Origin of the sequence: Streptomyces torulosus, from assembly GCF_001419765.1 — a bacterium.
GTDB lineage: Bacteria > Actinomycetota > Actinomycetes > Streptomycetales > Streptomycetaceae > Streptomyces > Streptomyces torulosus.
This window is the reverse complement of record NZ_LIRK01000650.1, coordinates 1-14,569: the sequence shown is the minus strand read 5'-3', so window position 1 is coordinate 14,569 and position 14,569 is coordinate 1. Positions and strand designations below refer to the sequence as shown.

Sequence of the window (14,569 nt, the reverse complement as noted above, 5' to 3'; positions counted from 1 at the left end):
ACGACCGGGCGGGGCCCCGCCAGGTCCCTCGCCCAGACCACGCCCCCGGGCACCGAACCGACCACGTCGCAGACGCCGTCCAGGGCCACGGTCAGGTCGACCATGCCCCGCCGGACGCCAGGCGCCACGACCTCACGATCCACCCCCCGAACCGCTCCCAACGCACCGACCACGTCAGAGAGTTGAAAGGACCGCACACCATGGCGAACACCGAGACCGCACTCAAAGAGGCCCTCGCGTCGATCGAGGGCGCGACCGGCGCCGCCCTCGTCGACTACACCAGCGGCATGGCACTGGGCACGATCGGCGGCAGCAAGGGCTTCGACCTCACCGTCGCCGCCGCCGGCAACACGGACGTCGTCCGCGCCAAGTTGCGCACCATGGAGCACCTCGGCCTCAAGGGCGAGATCGAGGACATCCTGATCACCCTGTCCGACGCCTACCACCTGATCCGGCTGCTCACCGGCCGCGGCGGCAACGGCCTCTTCCTGTACCTGGTGCTCGACGCCAAGCGGGCCAACCTGGCGATGGCCAGGCACCAGTTGAAGAGGATCGAGGCGGAACTGGAGGTCTGACACCCCCGAAGGCCCATCACGAGGCGGCGCACCCCGACCGGGGCGCGCCGCCCAGGCATGCTCCCCGGCACCCCCGACTCCCTGGCACCCCCTCCATCCGCACACCCGTGCGAACACCAAGGCGCCCCCTCGGCTACCGTGTCCGCCTCGGGTCGAGAGGAGAAGGTGACGGTGCGCGGAGCGGTACGGGGGGCGGCGCTCGCCCAGGTGGCGGTGCTGGCAGGGCTGTTGGCGGGGTGCTCGCAGCCGGCGGACGACGGGGCCAAGCCGTCGGCCTCGGCCGGCGGGGCGGCGGACTCCGCCGGCTCCGGCAAGGGGGACGACGTCGCCGCGAGCGGCGGTTCGGTGGGCGCGGCCGGTTCCGCCTGCGAGTTGCCGGTCGCCTTCGACACGGCGGAGAACTGGAAGGCGGAGGCCATCGACACCGGCACCGCGGAGGGCGGGGACGAGGTCGCCGCCGAACTGGCCGAGGCACTGCTGCACCAGGGCCCCTTCACCGCCGCGTGCGAGATCGACGCCAAGCCCGCCGGGAACATCGGCTTCATCCGGGTGTGGACCGGCGAGGCGGGCGCCGAAACCGGGGACGCGCGGGCGCTGCTGAAGGAGTTCGTGAAGGCCGAGGGCGACACCAGCAAGGCGAAGTACAGCGACTTCTCCTCGGACTCCGAGGTCTCCGGCGCCGAGGTCGAGTACCTCTACACCAGTGAGGCGCTGGACGAGACGAAGAAGGAGCGGGCCTTCCTCACCGTGACCGCCGAGGGCCCCGTCGTCGTCCACCTCGGCGGCCTCGACACCGGGGAGCACGAGGACATGCTCCCGGCGTACGAGTTGGCCAAGCGGACGCTGCGCGCCACCTGAGCCGAACCTCCGGCGAAGCTCCGGGAATCGCCCCCGCAGGCTTCTCCGGCCCGGCACAGGGCAGAAGCCCCCGGACGGATCACCGAACGGGGGAGGTTCTCTTGTCCACCACCGGAACGACCGCCGGGGCTCCCGCGCCCGCCGAGGAGCCCGGCCTGAAACGCGTGCTCGGTCCGAAGCTGCTGATCCTCTTCGTGATCGGCGACATCCTCGGCACCGGTATCTACGCGACGACGGGCAAGGTCGCGGGGAAGGTCGGCGGGGCCCTCTGGCTGCCCTTCGTCATCGGGTTCGTGGTGGCGATCCTGACGGCGGCCTCGTACGTCGAGCTGGTCGGCAAGTACCCGAAGGCGGCCGGGGCGGCCCTCTACACCCAGAAGGCGTTCAAGCTGCCCTTCCTGACGTTCATCGTCGCGTTCATGGTGATGTGCTCGGGCCTGTCGTCGGCGAGTGCCGCCGCCCGCGCGTTCAGCGGCGACTACCTGGGCGAGCTGACGAACGACGCGCTGCCGCCCACGCTGATCGCCATCGCCTTCATCGTCCTGCTGGCCGCCCTGAACCTGCGGGGCGTCTCGGAGTCGGTGAAGACGAACGTCGTCCTGACCCTCGTCGAACTGACCGGCCTGGTGATCATCCTCGCGATCGGCGCGTGGGCGGTCCTCAACGGCGACGGTGAACCGTCGCGGCTCACCGAGTTCGAGGCGAGCGGCACGGGATACGCCCTGATCACGAGCGTCCTGGGCGCCACGGCCCTGGGCTTCTTCGCCTTCGTGGGCTTCGAGGACTCGGTGAACATGGCGGAGGAGACCAAGGACCCGGTCAGGACGTTCCCGCGCGCGATCTTCGTCGGTGTGGCGGTGACGGGCACGATCTACGTCCTGGTGGCCCTGGTGTCGTCGCTGCTGGTGGACCACGAGACCCTGGAGGGCTCCAGCGGGCCCCTCCTCGAAGTGGTGAAGGCCGGGGGCGTGGACTTCCCGCACAAGCTGTTCGCCCTGATCGCGCTGTTCGCGGTCACCAACTCCGCGCTGATCAACATCATGATGGCCTCGCGCCTCTGCTACGGCATGGCCAACGAGCGGATCCTGCCGCGCGGGATGGGGCGGGTCCTCCCCCGCCGCCGCACCCCGGTCGTGGGCATCGTCTTCGTCACCGTCCTCGCGATCGGCCTGGTCTCCACCGGCGAGATCGAGGGCCTCGGCGACACGACCGCCTTCCTGCTCCTCTGTGTCTTCGCCACCGTCAACATCGCGGTCCTGGTCCTCCGCCGCGACCGTGTGGACCACGCCCACTTCCGCGCGCCGACCGTCCTCCCGGTCCTCGGCGCCCTCACGGCCCTGGTTCTCGCCAGTCCGCTGGCCGACCGCCCCGCCGAGGTCTACATCCGCGCGGGCGTCCTGCTGGCCATCGGCATCGCCCTGTGGGCGGTGAACAAGCTGGTCCTCCGGGTGCGCGGCGAGGCATGACCCCGTGCCGGGCCGCTGGGGTTTTCTTGCCTCTACCCAAGACAGAGCTATGGGGACCGCTTGCTGGTGAGGGCCTCCTAACGCACCGCTCGCTGGTGAGAGCCTCCTACGCCCGCCCGGCCGCCGTCGCCCTCGTGGGCCGCCGACCGCCACCGGGGCCCGCGTCGCCCGCGCCGGAGCCCGTCGACCGGTAGGCGGTGACGCGCTTGCCGGCCGGGGCGCCGCCGCGGGACGAGAGCCAGTCCACGCGGACCCACAGCAGATGTCCGTCGGCGCGTTCGCGGCGGCCGAGCCGGCCCGCCTTGAGCCACAGGCCGGTGCCGACGCCGGCCAGCAGCATCCCGCCCGCCGCCGGGACGGCGAACGACGAGGCGAGGGCCGCGGCGAACGCGAGCAGCAGCCACCAGCGGTGTCCGCGCCGCCAGTTCCGCAGGGTCACCGCACGGTCCTGGAGCACATCGTGCTTGCCCGCCCGCGCGGCCCCGCGCGCCAGTTCCGCGTACCGTCCCCGCCGCAGCGCCGCGACGACGACGGCCGCCACGATGAACAACGCCGCCCCGCCGAGCACCCCGATCCGCCGTCCGGTCATCCCCGACGGCACCAGACCGGCACCCGCCGCGATCACTCCGAGCCACCCCATGGGTGCCGCCCCGGCCCGCACCACGACGGCCACCCGAGCCAGCCCCTGTCCTCCGCGCGCCACTCTCCCGCCTCCCGTGTCCCAGGTTCGGTTTCCCTGTCGTACGTCGGTCGTCAGGCACGTTAACCAGCGAACGTGAAACGCGCCTGAGAAAGCGGGATACCACTCACCGGGCCGGAACCCAAGAGGTCCTACTCGACGAACAGTCCCCGGGCGGCGGCCTTCGCGTCGAACTCCTCCAGGCGCGCCTGCGCCTGGGGCAGGTCGTCGCACATGGCCTCCAGCAGCACCCGCCCGAGCAGCATCGGCGCGCAGGCGGTGTCGAAGGCCAGGCCGGTCCCGACGGCGGCGGGGAGCAGCAGGTCGGAGACCTTGGCGACGGGCGCGAACGCGGAGTCGGCGACGGTGACGACCGTCAGCCCGGCCTCCTTGGCGTACGCGAGGCTGTCGACGACCTCGCGCGGGTGCCGGGGCAGCGCGAAGCAGAGCAGCGCGGTCGCCCCGGCGCGTACCGCCGCGTCGATCCGGTCGTGGAGCATGCTGCCGCCCTCGTGCAGCAGTCGTACGTCGGGGTGGACCTTCCCGGCGAAGTACGCGAAGCCGTACGCCTGGGCGGCGGCGGCCCGCAGGCCGAGGACCGGCAGCGGCCTGGACGCGGCGAGCAGCCGCCCGGCCCGTGCCACCGGGGCGGGGTCGGCGAGGACCTCGGCCAGGTGGCGCAGGTTCTCGATCTCGGCCTCGACGGCCTGCTGGTACTCGTTGAGGGCGGCGGCGGCCGAGGCCGGTTCGGCGGGCGCGACCTCGCGCAGGTGCCGGCGCAGCGCCGGGTATCCGTCGAAGCCGAGCGCCACCGCGAACCGGGTCACGGACGGCTGGCTCACCCCGGCGAGTTCCGCCAGTTCCACGCTCGACAGGAACGGCACGTCGGCGGCGCGCCGCACCATGCTGTGCGCGATCCGCCGCTGAGTGGGCGTCAGCCGGTGTCCCTCGAACAGGGTCTGGAGGCGCGCGGCGGGGCTGTCCGCACCGCCCGCCGCCCCCGTGCCGCCGGTGTTCCGCTCGGCGCTCATGGCGCGCTCCCTTTCCGCGTTCCTGCCCGCGCCGGAACGGGAGACGCGTCGCCGTCGGCGAGCGGCACGACCCCGGCGACACCGAGCCCACGGCCGCCCGGGACGACGAGACCCGAGAACACCACCCGCGGCCTCCCTCGATCAGCGCAGTGCGGCACCCAGCCTATTCAGTGAGCGAGAAGTCTGCATGAGTCTATGCACAACTTTTCCTCCGGGGCCGTGCGTGAACGCGTCTTCCCGGCCGTCGGAGCCGGCTCGTGCGCGGCTCGGTCCAGGCCCCTGGGACGCCTCCGCGGGCGGTCGGCGTCCCAGGGGCTCCGACCGTCAGAAGCGGTCGGCCATCCCCGGGATGCCCGGGGGCGTGGGGAGGGGCAGCGGGTTGGGGGTGGCGCGCTCCTCCGCGCCCGGACGGGCCTTGCAGGTGACGTCCTTGGCGGGGAGCTTGCCGGTGGTCAGGTAGGCGGTGGCCGTCTTGTCGGCGCACGACTTGTTGCCGTAGATGCCGTGTCCGACGCCTCCGGCGACGGTGACCATCTTCGAGCCCTTCATGACGCGGCGCAGGCCCTGGCCGCTGGTCAGCGGCGTCTGGGAGTCCCACTCGTTCTGGAGGATCAGCGCGCCGACCTTGTTGTCGACCTTGGTGGCGGGCTCGCTGCCCTGCTTCTTCCAGAAGGCGCACGGCTTGATGGAGGAGGCGAAGTCGCCGTACAGCGGGTACGTGGCCTTGTCCTTGATCGCGTCCTCGCGGTACTGCTCGGGATCGCGCGGCCAGTTGCGGGTGTCGGCGCAGACGACGGCCCAGAAGGCGGCGTCGTTGTTGTCCTTGGGCACGCTCCGGCCGAAGGACGGCGGAACGGGCTCCGGCGTACTGGGCTTGCCGGTGCTGGACGACGGGGCCTTGTCCGCGGCCTTCTTCAGTTCGACGACCGCTTCGGCGACGTCGCGCGTGCCGCCGAAGAACATGGCGCGCAGGCCGGAGCGGATGTCGTCCCCGGTCAGCAGCGTGCCGTCGAGGTCGATGGGCTTGCGGTCGGCTCGGGCGACCAGGTCGTAGAACGTCGTGCGGACCGCCTCGGGAGTGGCGCCCAGCTTGTACTTGGCGTCCCGCGCGGCCGTCCACTCGGCCCAGTGGGCGAAGGCGGGCTCGGCGCCCTCCGCCCAGACCTGGATCATCCCGCGCCAGACGCGGGCGGGGTCGACGGCGCTGTCCAGCACGATGCGGTCGGAGCGCTTGGGGAACAGCTGCGTGTAGACGGCTCCGAGATAGGTGCCGTAGGAGTATCCGAGGTAGGAGATCTTCTTCTCACCGAGCACCGCGCGGATGACGTCCATGTCCCGGGCGGTGTTGCGGGTGGTGAGGTGGCGCAGCTTGTCGCCCTGCTTCTTGTCGCACTTCTCCGCGACGGTCCGGGCCCACTTCACGTCCTTGGTGAACGTGGCGGCCTTGTAGGGCCGTTCCCAGTTCCGCTCGCCGGACGTCAGGCCGCAGCCGACGGGGGAACTCAGGCCGATGCCCCGCGGGTCGAAGCCGACGAGGTCGTACTTGTTCTTCACCGACTTCGGCAGTTGGTCGGCCATGAAGTAGGGCATCTCGACGCCTGGGCCGCCCGGGCCGCCCGGGTTGAGCAGGAGCACACCGCGCCGTTCCTTCTTGGTGCTCGTCCTCATCCGGGATATCTCGAGGTCGAGCTTCTTGCCACCTGGTCTGCGGTAGTCGAGCGGCACCTTGATCGTGGCGCACTGGAGGGAGGCGGGCAGCGACTTGTCGCAGCGGTGCCAGGCGGGTTTCTGCTTGAGGTAGGGGCGCAGGGGGTCGTTCGCGGCCGACGCCGCAGTGGGGGTCAGCACGGGAACCAGCGTGGTGACGGCGCTGACCGCCACGAGAAGGGCTGTTCGACTGTTGCGCGCGCGCATGAGGTCCTCAGGTCGATGGGTACGGGACGCACCCATCCTGTCGATCACCGCGCGCGGAGTGATCCCCCCACGGGACAGACCTTCTCCCACCCTGGGGGGAGGGGGAGTTGGGGCCGATAGTGCTGGAGTCGGACAACCTCGACCGGCTCTTTGCCGTCCGGGGTGAAAGAGGGGGGCTGTCCCCAGTGCCGGGCGGGTCGCGGCTGCCTACCGTGAGGGGCATGACCGGAATGGATGCCCGTGACACGCGGCTCGGGGACACCGAGCTGAAGAAGGAACTCGCCGCGACCCTGCACGCGCGCAGGGAGCTGGGCGAGGACTACGAGTCCGCCCTGGTGGAGTCGTTCCTGGAGAAGGTGGACCAGCGCATCGACGGCGCGGTCGACCGCCGGGTCCGGCGCCAGGTCGCGGAGCAGCAGATGGTGGTGGCCCGCGGCTCCCGCTCGCCCAGGTCCACCGATTCCTGGGGCGAGCGCTACGGCTTCGGCGTCGTCTCCCTCGTCGTCGCCATCCCGCTCTCCGGCATCGGCGGCGGCGTGGCCGAACTCCCCGGCCTCTTCGTCACCTGGGCGGGCATCGTCGGCGTGAACGTGGCCTGGGCGCTGCGTACGTCCCCGCGCCTGGGCAGCCGGAAGGGCGACAAGTCCGGTGATCCGGACTGGCAGGAGTAGGGGTGCGCCGGGCGCGAGGGATATGCGCGGGGACCGCCGCACCCCCGTGCGACGGGGGGCGGGACGACGGCGGTCCCCGCGGGGACGCGGGCCGGGTCAGGCCGGGCTTCGCGTCCATGGCGTCCATGGAGGTCCGGGAGCCGCTCCGGAGGTCCTTGACGCCGTTTTGGTTGCCGGCCGGGGCGGGGAGCCGCTCCCGCCCTGCCGACATCCACTAATGTGCCGGACCCGTGTTAAGCGGGTGCTGCGCGGACGTGACGCGCTCGTACCACTTCTGCGAAGTCGCCTGCGATACCCGCTCAAATCTTCAGCCACGAAGCCTTCTCGGAGGGATTTCTCCGGGTATGGGCCGAAGACGCTCCCGGTCGGCCCTACTGCTTGACGCCGTCCTTGGCGAGGAACGACAGCAGGTCCTGCCGGCTGACGACCCCGGTCGGCTTGCCCTCGACCAGCACGATCGCCGCGTCGGCCCGGCCGAGCACGGACATCAGGTCGCCGACCGGCTCACCGGAACCGACCTGCGGCAGCGGCGCCGACATGTGCTTCTCCAGCGGGTCGTCGAGCGAGGCCCGCTGGGTGAACAGCGCGTCGAGCAGCTCGCGTTCGACGACGGACCCCACGACCTCGGCGGCCATGACGTCCGGGTGCCCGGCGCCCGGCTTCACGATCGGCATCTGGGAGACGCCGTACTCGCGCAGCACCTCGATCGCCTCACCGACCGTCTCGTCCGGGTGCATGTGGACGAGGGAGGGGATGGAGCCGCCCTCCTTGTGGGTGAGGACGTCGGCGACACGGGCGCTCGGCCCCTCGTCCTCCAGGAAGCCGTAGTCGGCCATCCACTCGTCGTTGAAGATCTTGCTGAGGTAGCCGCGCCCGCTGTCCGGGAGCAGCACGACGACGACGTCGTCCGGGCCGAGCCGCTCGGCGACGCGCAGCGCGGCGACGACCGCCATGCCGCAGGAGCCGCCCACCAGGAGCCCCTCCTCCTTGGCCAGCCGCCGGGTCATCTGGAACGAGTCCTTGTCGGACACGGCCACGATCTCGTCGGCGACGGTCCGGTCGTACGCCGTCGGCCAGAAGTCCTCACCGACGCCCTCGACCAGGTACGGCCGCCCGGACCCGCCGGAGTACACGGAGCCCTCGGGGTCGGCGCCGACGACCTGGACGCGGCCGTCGCTCGCCTCCTTGAGGTAGCGCCCGGTGCCGGAGATGGTCCCGCCGGTGCCGACGCCGGCCACGAAGTGGGTGATGCGCCCCTCCGTCTGCTCCCACAGCTCAGGGCCGGTCGAGTGGTAGTGGGACTCGGGATTGTTGGGGTTGGAGTACTGGTCCGGCTTCCAGGCCCCGGGCGTCTCGCGCACCAGCCGGTCGGAGACGTTGTAGTACGAGTCGGGGTGCTCGGGGGCGACGGCCGTGGGGCAGACCACGACCTCGGCGCCGTACGCGCGCAGCACGTTGATCTTGTCGGTGCTCACCTTGTCGGGGCACACGAAGATGCACTTGTACCCCTTCTGCTGCGCGACGATCGCGAGGCCGACGCCCGTGTTGCCGCTGGTCGGCTCGACGATCGTGCCGCCGGGCTTCAGCTCTCCGCTCTTCTCCGCCGCCTCGATCATGCGCAGGGCGATGCGGTCCTTCACGGACCCGCCGGGATTGAAGTACTCAACCTTGGCCAGGACGGTCGCCTGGATGCCCTCGGTCACGCTGTTGAGCCTCACGAGCGGGGTGTTGCCGACGAGGCTGATCATCGAGTCGTGGAATTGCACCGTTGTCTCCGGAGCCGCAAAAGTGATGGTCGTGATGTCACGCCAGCCTAAGCCCCGCCCCTCTTGATCCCCTCACTGTTCACTTCCCCCAGGGATTGGCCGAGGGCCGCTTCGGGGCAATGAGTGGTTGTACGGCTACGAGGAGGTGGCGGCGACGCATGTCGAGCATGTCCAGAGCGAGGGTGGCCCGGCGCATCGCGGCGGGCGCGGCGTACGGCGGCGGCGGCATCGGACTGGTCGGTGCGGCGGCCGTCGGCGTGCTGCTGGCCGAGGTGCGGATGGCCAAGCGGGTCGTCGGCAACGGCAACAGTCCGCATCCGCCGAGCGCGGAGGGCCTCTACGGCCGTTCCTACGGCAGTCGGTACGGCCGCCCGTACGGCCCGTTCGCCCCGTACCACGGCACGTACGACCCCTCCGAGGATCCGCCGATCCGTCTGGTCATGCTGGGTGACTCCACCGCCGCGGGCCAGGGCGTCCACCGGGCCCGGCAGACGCCGGGCGCGCTCCTCGCCTCGGGGCTCGCGGCGGTGGCGGAGCACCCGGTGGAGCTGCGGAACGTCGCGCTGCCGGGCGCCCAGTCGGACGACCTGGACCGCCAGGTCGCGCTGGTCCTGGAGGACCCGGCCCGGGTCCCCGACGTCTGCGTGATCATGATCGGCGCGAACGACGTGACCAACCGCATGCCCCCGACCCGCTCGGTGCGGCACCTGTCGGCAGCCGTACGGCGGTTGCGCACGGCCGGCGCGGAGGTCGTCGTCGGCACGTGCCCCGACCTCGGCACGATCGAGCCCGTGCAGCAGCCCCTGCGCTGGCTCGCCCGGCGGGCGTCACGGCAGCTGGCGGCCGCCCAGACGATCGGCGTCGTCGAACAGGGCGGCCGCACGGTGTCGCTGGGCGACCTGCTGGGCCCCGAGTTCGAGGCGAACCCGCGGGAGCTGTTCGGCCCCGACAACTACCACCCCTCCGCCGAGGGGTACGCGACGGCGGCGATGGCCCTGCTCCCCACCGTGTGCGCGACGCTCAACCTGTGGCCCGCGGAGGAGGAGCGCCCCGACGTCTCCCGCCGCGAGGGCTTCCTGCCGGTCGCCCGTGCGGCCGCCGAGGCGGCGTCCGAGGCCGGCACGGAGGTGACGGCGGCGATGCCGACGGGGCCGAGGGGGCCGTGGGCCCTCCTGAAGCGACGCCGGCGGCGGAGGGTGCCGGCGACGGACCCGGCCCCGACGACCGCGGCCGAGCCGTCTGCGTAGCGCCGGGCGCCGGGTGGCTCGGGGGTGCGGGTGGTTCTGGCGGGTGCGGGTGGTTCGTGGTTTCTCGCGCAGTTCCCCGCGCCCCTGAAGGGAACGGGCCTGCGGCCCGCCCCTTCATTGAAGACGCACCCCCCGAGCCATGAGGCGCACCGGTTCAAAAAGCAAGCGCTTAGAAAAGTGCGGTCGGAGTCACACCTCGATGCCCGTGACCTCGACCATACGTACGGGTAACTTCCCCCACAGCCCTGCCCCCGCTCGTCTGGGGGACCGTACGTACGCCAATGGAGCCGTGATGCCCGAAGCCGTGATCGTCTCAGCCGCCCGCTCCCCCATCGGCCGCGCCTTCAAGGGCTCGCTCAAGGACCTGCGCCCCGACGACCTGACCGCCACCATCATCCAGGCGGCCCTGGACAAGATCCCGGCGCTGGACCCCAAGGACATCGACGACCTGATGCTCGGCTGTGGTCTCCCCGGCGGTGAGCAGGGCCACAACCTCGGCCGGATCGTCGCCGTACAGATGGGCATGGACCACCTGCCGGGCTGCACCGTCACCCGTTACTGTTCCTCCTCGCTGCAGACCTCCCGCATGGCCCTGCACGCCATCAAGGCCGGCGAGGGCGACGTCTTCATCTCGGCCGGCGTCGAGATGGTGTCCCGCAGCGTGAAGGGCACCAGCGACGGCATGCCCGACACCCACAACCCCGTCTTCGCCGAGGCGGAGGCCCGTACGGAGGCCGTGTCGAAGTCGGTCGGCGCCTCCTGGCACGACCCGCGTGAGGACGGCCTGCTCCCCGACGCGTACATCTCGATGGGCCAGACCGCCGAGAACCTGGCCCGTTCCTGGGGTGTGACCCGCGAGGACATGGACGAGTTCGGTGTCCGTTCGCAGAACCTCGCCGAGGAAGCCATCAAGAAGGGCTTCTGGGAGCGCGAGATCACCCCGGTGACGCTGCCCGACGGCACCGTGGTCGGCAAGGACGACGGCCCCCGCGCCGGCGTCACCCTGGAGGCCGTGCAGGGCCTGAAGCCCGTCTTCCGCGAGGACGGCCTGGTCACCGCCGGCAACTGCTGCCCGCTCAACGACGGCGCCGCCGCCCTCGTGATCATGTCCGACACGAAGGCCCGCGAGCTGGGCCTGACCCCGCTCGCCCGGATCGTCTCGACCGGCGTCTCCGGCCTGTCCCCCGAGATCATGGGCTACGGCCCGGTGGAGGCGTCCAAGCAGGCCCTCTCCCGTGCCGGCCTGACCATCGGCGACATCGACCTCGTCGAGATCAACGAGGCCTTCGCCGCCCAGGTGATCCCCTCGTACCGCGACCTGAACATCCCGCTGGAGAAGCTGAACGTGAACGGCGGCGCCATCGCCGTCGGCCACCCCTTCGGCATGACCGGCGCCCGCATCACCGGCACGCTGATCAACTCCCTCCAGTTCCACGACAAGCAGTTCGGCCTGGAGACGATGTGCGTCGGCGGCGGCCAGGGCATGGCGATGGTCATCGAGCGCCTCAGCTGACCCCTCTGCCGTAGCCGCACGGGAACCGACCGTGACGCTGTGGCCCGGAGTCCCGGAATCCCCGGGACTCCGGGCCGTTTTGTGATCCAATCTCCCCCAGGATGTGACCTATCTCCCCCCGGAGAGCGATTTACGCAGGTCAGAGCCGTTTCACCACGAAACACCCGGGCAAAGTCCTGTCCCTTTCGTGACGTTACGCACTGACAGCTGGTTAGTCCGCCCTTCAAGCTGATGTAGGAAGTCGGGGGTCGACTTTGAACCGGGAGTACGTCAGTGAGCGCCATGCCGATCGCCTTGCTGCTCACCACGGCCGCCACCGCCGCCGTGGGCGTCGCCGTCCTGCGCAGCCTCTCCGGGCTGCGTCGTCAGGTCGCCGCTCTGCGGAAGGAACTGGCCGAGAGCCGTCCCGCCGGTGCGCGGGCCGTCGTGCCCGCCGCCCGTCCGGCCGCGGACACGGAGGAGATACGCGCCGCCGTGGCCGAGGCGCTCGCCGAGGAGCGGGAGCGTGAGCTGGCCGAGGCGCGGGCGTTCTGGGCCGCCCAGGAGGCCCGTGACGCCTCCGACGCGCCCACCCTGCTGGGTCTGCCCGACAGTGAGCTGTTCCTGCCCCGGCAGTCCGATTTCGCGGGCCTGGAGCACCTGGAACCGGTGACCGAGCCGAGCCTGGAGGGCGACGAGTTCGCCGGGGAGTCGGCGGAGCTGGCCGCGGCCCGCCGCCGCCACCCCTCGCACCCCGACTTCGTGCCGGTGCAGTCCCCTGTCACCAACGACCACGAGCGCACCGTCGCCTGTCTGGAGGACCTGGCCGCCTCCCGCACCGAGCTGGCCGACGTCCGTCCGGGCCCCCTCGGCACCCTCGACGTGTATGTCTTCGCCGACGGCACCACCCTGTGCATGACCCCCGGTCACCGGGAGACCGCCGAGCGCCTCGCCAGGGCCCTCCAGGGCGGTGACACCCCCGTCCTCCTGGGCGGCTCGGGCGTCTCGGGCGCGTACACCCTCACGTTCGAGTGCGGCGACGACATGGTCTACATCCTGGCGGACCGGGTCATCGCCTCCCTGTAGGCGACCTGCGAGGGGCGCCCGGCGGGATCACACACCCGCCCTCTTCTGGGCCTCCTCCACCAGCGCCACCGCCTCCGCCAGTCCGGCCTCGTCGGCCAGCACGAGCGCGAGATCGTTCCCGGCGACCATCACCTGATCCGCCGCGGCGAACATTCCCGCGTCCGGCATCTCCCGGGGCGCCTGATCGGGCGCCTCCAGCCGCTGGGCACGCAGTGCCAATTCCCTGGCCAGCCCCAGTGCCTCCGCCGCGGCGCCCCGTTGCAGCCGGCTCTGCGGCGCGGCCCGCAACCGGTCGGCGAAATGGTCCACGGCACGGGTCAACGGCGTCGTATCAAGCACGCCGCGAGCGTACGCGCAGGAACCGGACTGTTGCCAACACGCCGCCACTCAGGCAACGTGACCTGAAGGACCGGCTTACATTTCCTTTCGTCCGGAGGCGCCGATGTCCCAAGTCTTCTCCGAGGAGACCCATCGCAATCTGCTCGCCCGCATCCCCCATTGCACCGGTCGTGAAGTCTCCGACTGGCTGCGCAAAGTCGATGAAGGCCCCGCTCTCTTCAACTTCGAGGAGAAGGTCAGCTGGCTCCGGCACGAGTACGACCTCGCGTACGGCCACGCCAAAGCGATCGTTCATGAGTACGACCTGAGGAGGGCCGCGAGGAAGCTCCGCTGAGGGCGCCGAGACACCACGAAGGGCCCCCCGACCGTGAGGTCCGGGGGCCCTTCGCCTGGCTGCGGGAGAGCGGGCGCGGGCCCGCCCCCTGCTAGTCGTCGCCGCTGAAGATGGCGACCAGGCGGAGCATCTCGATGTAGATCCACACGAGGGTCATGGTGAGGCCGAACGCGGCCAGCCAGGACTCCTCACGCGGGGCGCCGTACGCGATGCCGTCCTCGATCTGCTTGAAGTCGAGGGTCAGGAAGAACGCGCCGAGCAGGATCGCGAAGATACCGACGATCGCGCCGAGCGGGCCCATGCTGCGCAGACCGCCGTCGGGGGCGATCCCGAAGACGACCAGCAGCAGGTTGACCGCCATCACCAGGATGAACGCGATCGCGATGGTCAGACCGATACGGGCGTACCGTGCGGTGACCCGGATCCAGCCGGCCTTGTAGACCAGCAGAGTGGCGCCGGAGACGGCCATGGTGCCGAGCACCGCCTGGAAGGGCGCGCCGTCCCACTGGCTGTTGAACATCTCGCTGATCACGCCGAGGAACACACCCTCGAAGGCGGCGTACGCGAGGATCAGCGCGGGCGAGGCCTTGCGCTTGAAGGACTGCACCATCGCCAGGACGAACGCGATCAGCGCGGCACCGACGGCCAGGCCCCAGCTGGTGGGCGAGACCGGCAGGAGGGCCCAGGCGAGGACGGCGCCGACGATGACCGTGCCGAGGGTCAGGCCCGTGCGCATGACGACGTCGTCCATCGTCATACGGCCGGCGGTGACCGGGGCCTGCGGCGGGGCGCCGTGCTGCAGGTCCTGCTGGGCGTACGGGTTCGTCGCGTAGGGGTTGGCGCCCTGCTGGGCGTACGGGTTGCCCTGGGTGCCGACAGCTGCTCCCCCGGCCTGCGGCGCGGTGTTGAAGCCCGCGTAGCCGTTGTCGCGGCTGAACCCCCGTCGCGAGAAGACCGGGTTGCTGCTCCTCATTTCACTCCTCCATGGCCACCCTGCGTGGCCTTGGCTCAAGAGTAATAGGTAGGCAAAGGGATTGACTCTAGTGCTCAGGGAGGATCTTTCCCCTGCCGTGTCATCGAACACGCTACGCGTCTCCCTGATTCCCCGCCC

General features: G+C 71.1%; 14 protein-coding genes. 8 read left to right on the top strand and 6 right to left on the bottom strand.

Annotated features, from left to right (window positions below; genetic code table 11):
- Nucleotides 1-200: 200 nt before the first annotated feature.
- The 3 genes from AOK23_RS36530 to AOK23_RS36520 all read left to right on the top strand — a co-directional run bounded on the left by AOK23_RS36530 (nucleotide 201) and on the right by AOK23_RS36520 (nucleotide 2,899).
- Complete coding sequence (locus AOK23_RS36530) at nucleotides 201-575, top strand: roadblock/LC7 domain-containing protein (protein WP_033524857.1); 375 nt, start codon at nucleotides 201-203, stop codon at nucleotides 573-575.
- A 165-nt stretch (nucleotides 576-740) separates the two neighbouring features.
- Complete coding sequence (locus AOK23_RS36525) at nucleotides 741-1,433, top strand: lipoprotein (protein ID WP_055716806.1); 693 nt, start codon at nucleotides 741-743, stop codon at nucleotides 1,431-1,433.
- 101 nt (nucleotides 1,434-1,534) lie between these two features.
- Complete coding sequence (locus tag AOK23_RS36520) at nucleotides 1,535-2,899, top strand: APC family permease (RefSeq protein WP_055716805.1); 1,365 nt, start codon at nucleotides 1,535-1,537, stop codon at nucleotides 2,897-2,899.
- A gap of 106 nt (nucleotides 2,900-3,005) precedes the next feature.
- On the opposite strand, the gene AOK23_RS36515 is transcribed toward AOK23_RS36520, so the two are convergent.
- The 3 genes from AOK23_RS36515 to AOK23_RS36505 form a co-directional block, all read right to left on the bottom strand.
- Nucleotides 3,006-3,602, bottom strand: a complete 597-nt coding sequence (locus tag AOK23_RS36515) for a hypothetical protein (RefSeq protein WP_063791469.1) — start codon at nucleotides 3,600-3,602, stop codon at nucleotides 3,006-3,008.
- A 128-nt stretch (nucleotides 3,603-3,730) separates the two neighbouring features.
- Nucleotides 3,731-4,609: a MurR/RpiR family transcriptional regulator gene (locus AOK23_RS36510; RefSeq protein WP_055716803.1), complete on the bottom strand. Its 879-nt coding sequence runs from the start codon at nucleotides 4,607-4,609 to the stop codon at nucleotides 3,731-3,733.
- A gap of 324 nt (nucleotides 4,610-4,933) precedes the next feature.
- Nucleotides 4,934-6,523, bottom strand: a complete 1,590-nt coding sequence (locus AOK23_RS36505; protein WP_055716802.1) for an alpha/beta hydrolase — start codon at nucleotides 6,521-6,523, stop codon at nucleotides 4,934-4,936.
- Between the two features lie 230 nt (nucleotides 6,524-6,753).
- Between AOK23_RS36505 and AOK23_RS36500 the strand changes: the two genes are divergently transcribed.
- Nucleotides 6,754-7,194, top strand: coding sequence for a hypothetical protein (locus AOK23_RS36500; protein ID WP_055522248.1), 441 nt, complete (start codon nucleotides 6,754-6,756; stop codon nucleotides 7,192-7,194).
- A 371-nt stretch (nucleotides 7,195-7,565) separates the two neighbouring features.
- Here the strand turns inward: AOK23_RS36500 and AOK23_RS36490 are convergent, their stop codons facing one another.
- Nucleotides 7,566-8,960: a cystathionine beta-synthase gene (locus AOK23_RS36490; protein ID WP_055716800.1), complete on the bottom strand. Its 1,395-nt coding sequence runs from the start codon at nucleotides 8,958-8,960 to the stop codon at nucleotides 7,566-7,568.
- A 158-nt stretch (nucleotides 8,961-9,118) separates the two neighbouring features.
- On the opposite strand from AOK23_RS36490, the gene AOK23_RS36485 reads away from it, so the two are divergent.
- From AOK23_RS36485 to AOK23_RS36475, 3 genes are all read left to right on the top strand, one after another.
- Nucleotides 9,119-10,207, top strand: coding sequence for an SGNH/GDSL hydrolase family protein (locus AOK23_RS36485; protein WP_206336397.1), 1,089 nt, complete (start codon nucleotides 9,119-9,121; stop codon nucleotides 10,205-10,207).
- 292 nt (nucleotides 10,208-10,499) lie between these two features.
- Nucleotides 10,500-11,720, top strand: coding sequence for an acetyl-CoA C-acetyltransferase (locus AOK23_RS36480; RefSeq protein ID WP_055716798.1), 1,221 nt, complete (start codon nucleotides 10,500-10,502; stop codon nucleotides 11,718-11,720).
- 282 nt (nucleotides 11,721-12,002) lie between these two features.
- Entirely contained in the window at nucleotides 12,003-12,785 is a 783-nt protein-coding gene (locus AOK23_RS36475; protein ID WP_055716807.1) for a hypothetical protein, read from the top strand.
- Between the two features lie 27 nt (nucleotides 12,786-12,812).
- On the opposite strand, the gene AOK23_RS36470 is transcribed toward AOK23_RS36475, so the two are convergent.
- Nucleotides 12,813-13,124: a hypothetical protein gene (locus AOK23_RS36470; RefSeq protein ID WP_206187893.1), complete on the bottom strand. Its 312-nt coding sequence runs from the start codon at nucleotides 13,122-13,124 to the stop codon at nucleotides 12,813-12,815.
- A 103-nt stretch (nucleotides 13,125-13,227) separates the two neighbouring features.
- On the opposite strand from AOK23_RS36470, the gene AOK23_RS36465 reads away from it, so the two are divergent.
- The gene (locus AOK23_RS36465; RefSeq protein ID WP_009338122.1) at nucleotides 13,228-13,458 is read left to right on the top strand and encodes a DUF4287 domain-containing protein; all 231 of its coding nucleotides are present in this window, start codon (nucleotides 13,228-13,230) and stop codon (nucleotides 13,456-13,458) included.
- A 91-nt stretch (nucleotides 13,459-13,549) separates the two neighbouring features.
- On the opposite strand, the gene AOK23_RS36460 is transcribed toward AOK23_RS36465, so the two are convergent.
- A complete protein-coding gene (locus tag AOK23_RS36460; protein WP_055716797.1) occupies nucleotides 13,550-14,431 on the bottom strand; it encodes a Bax inhibitor-1/YccA family protein in 882 nt (293 codons plus the stop codon).
- Nucleotides 14,432-14,569 lie beyond the last annotated feature (138 nt).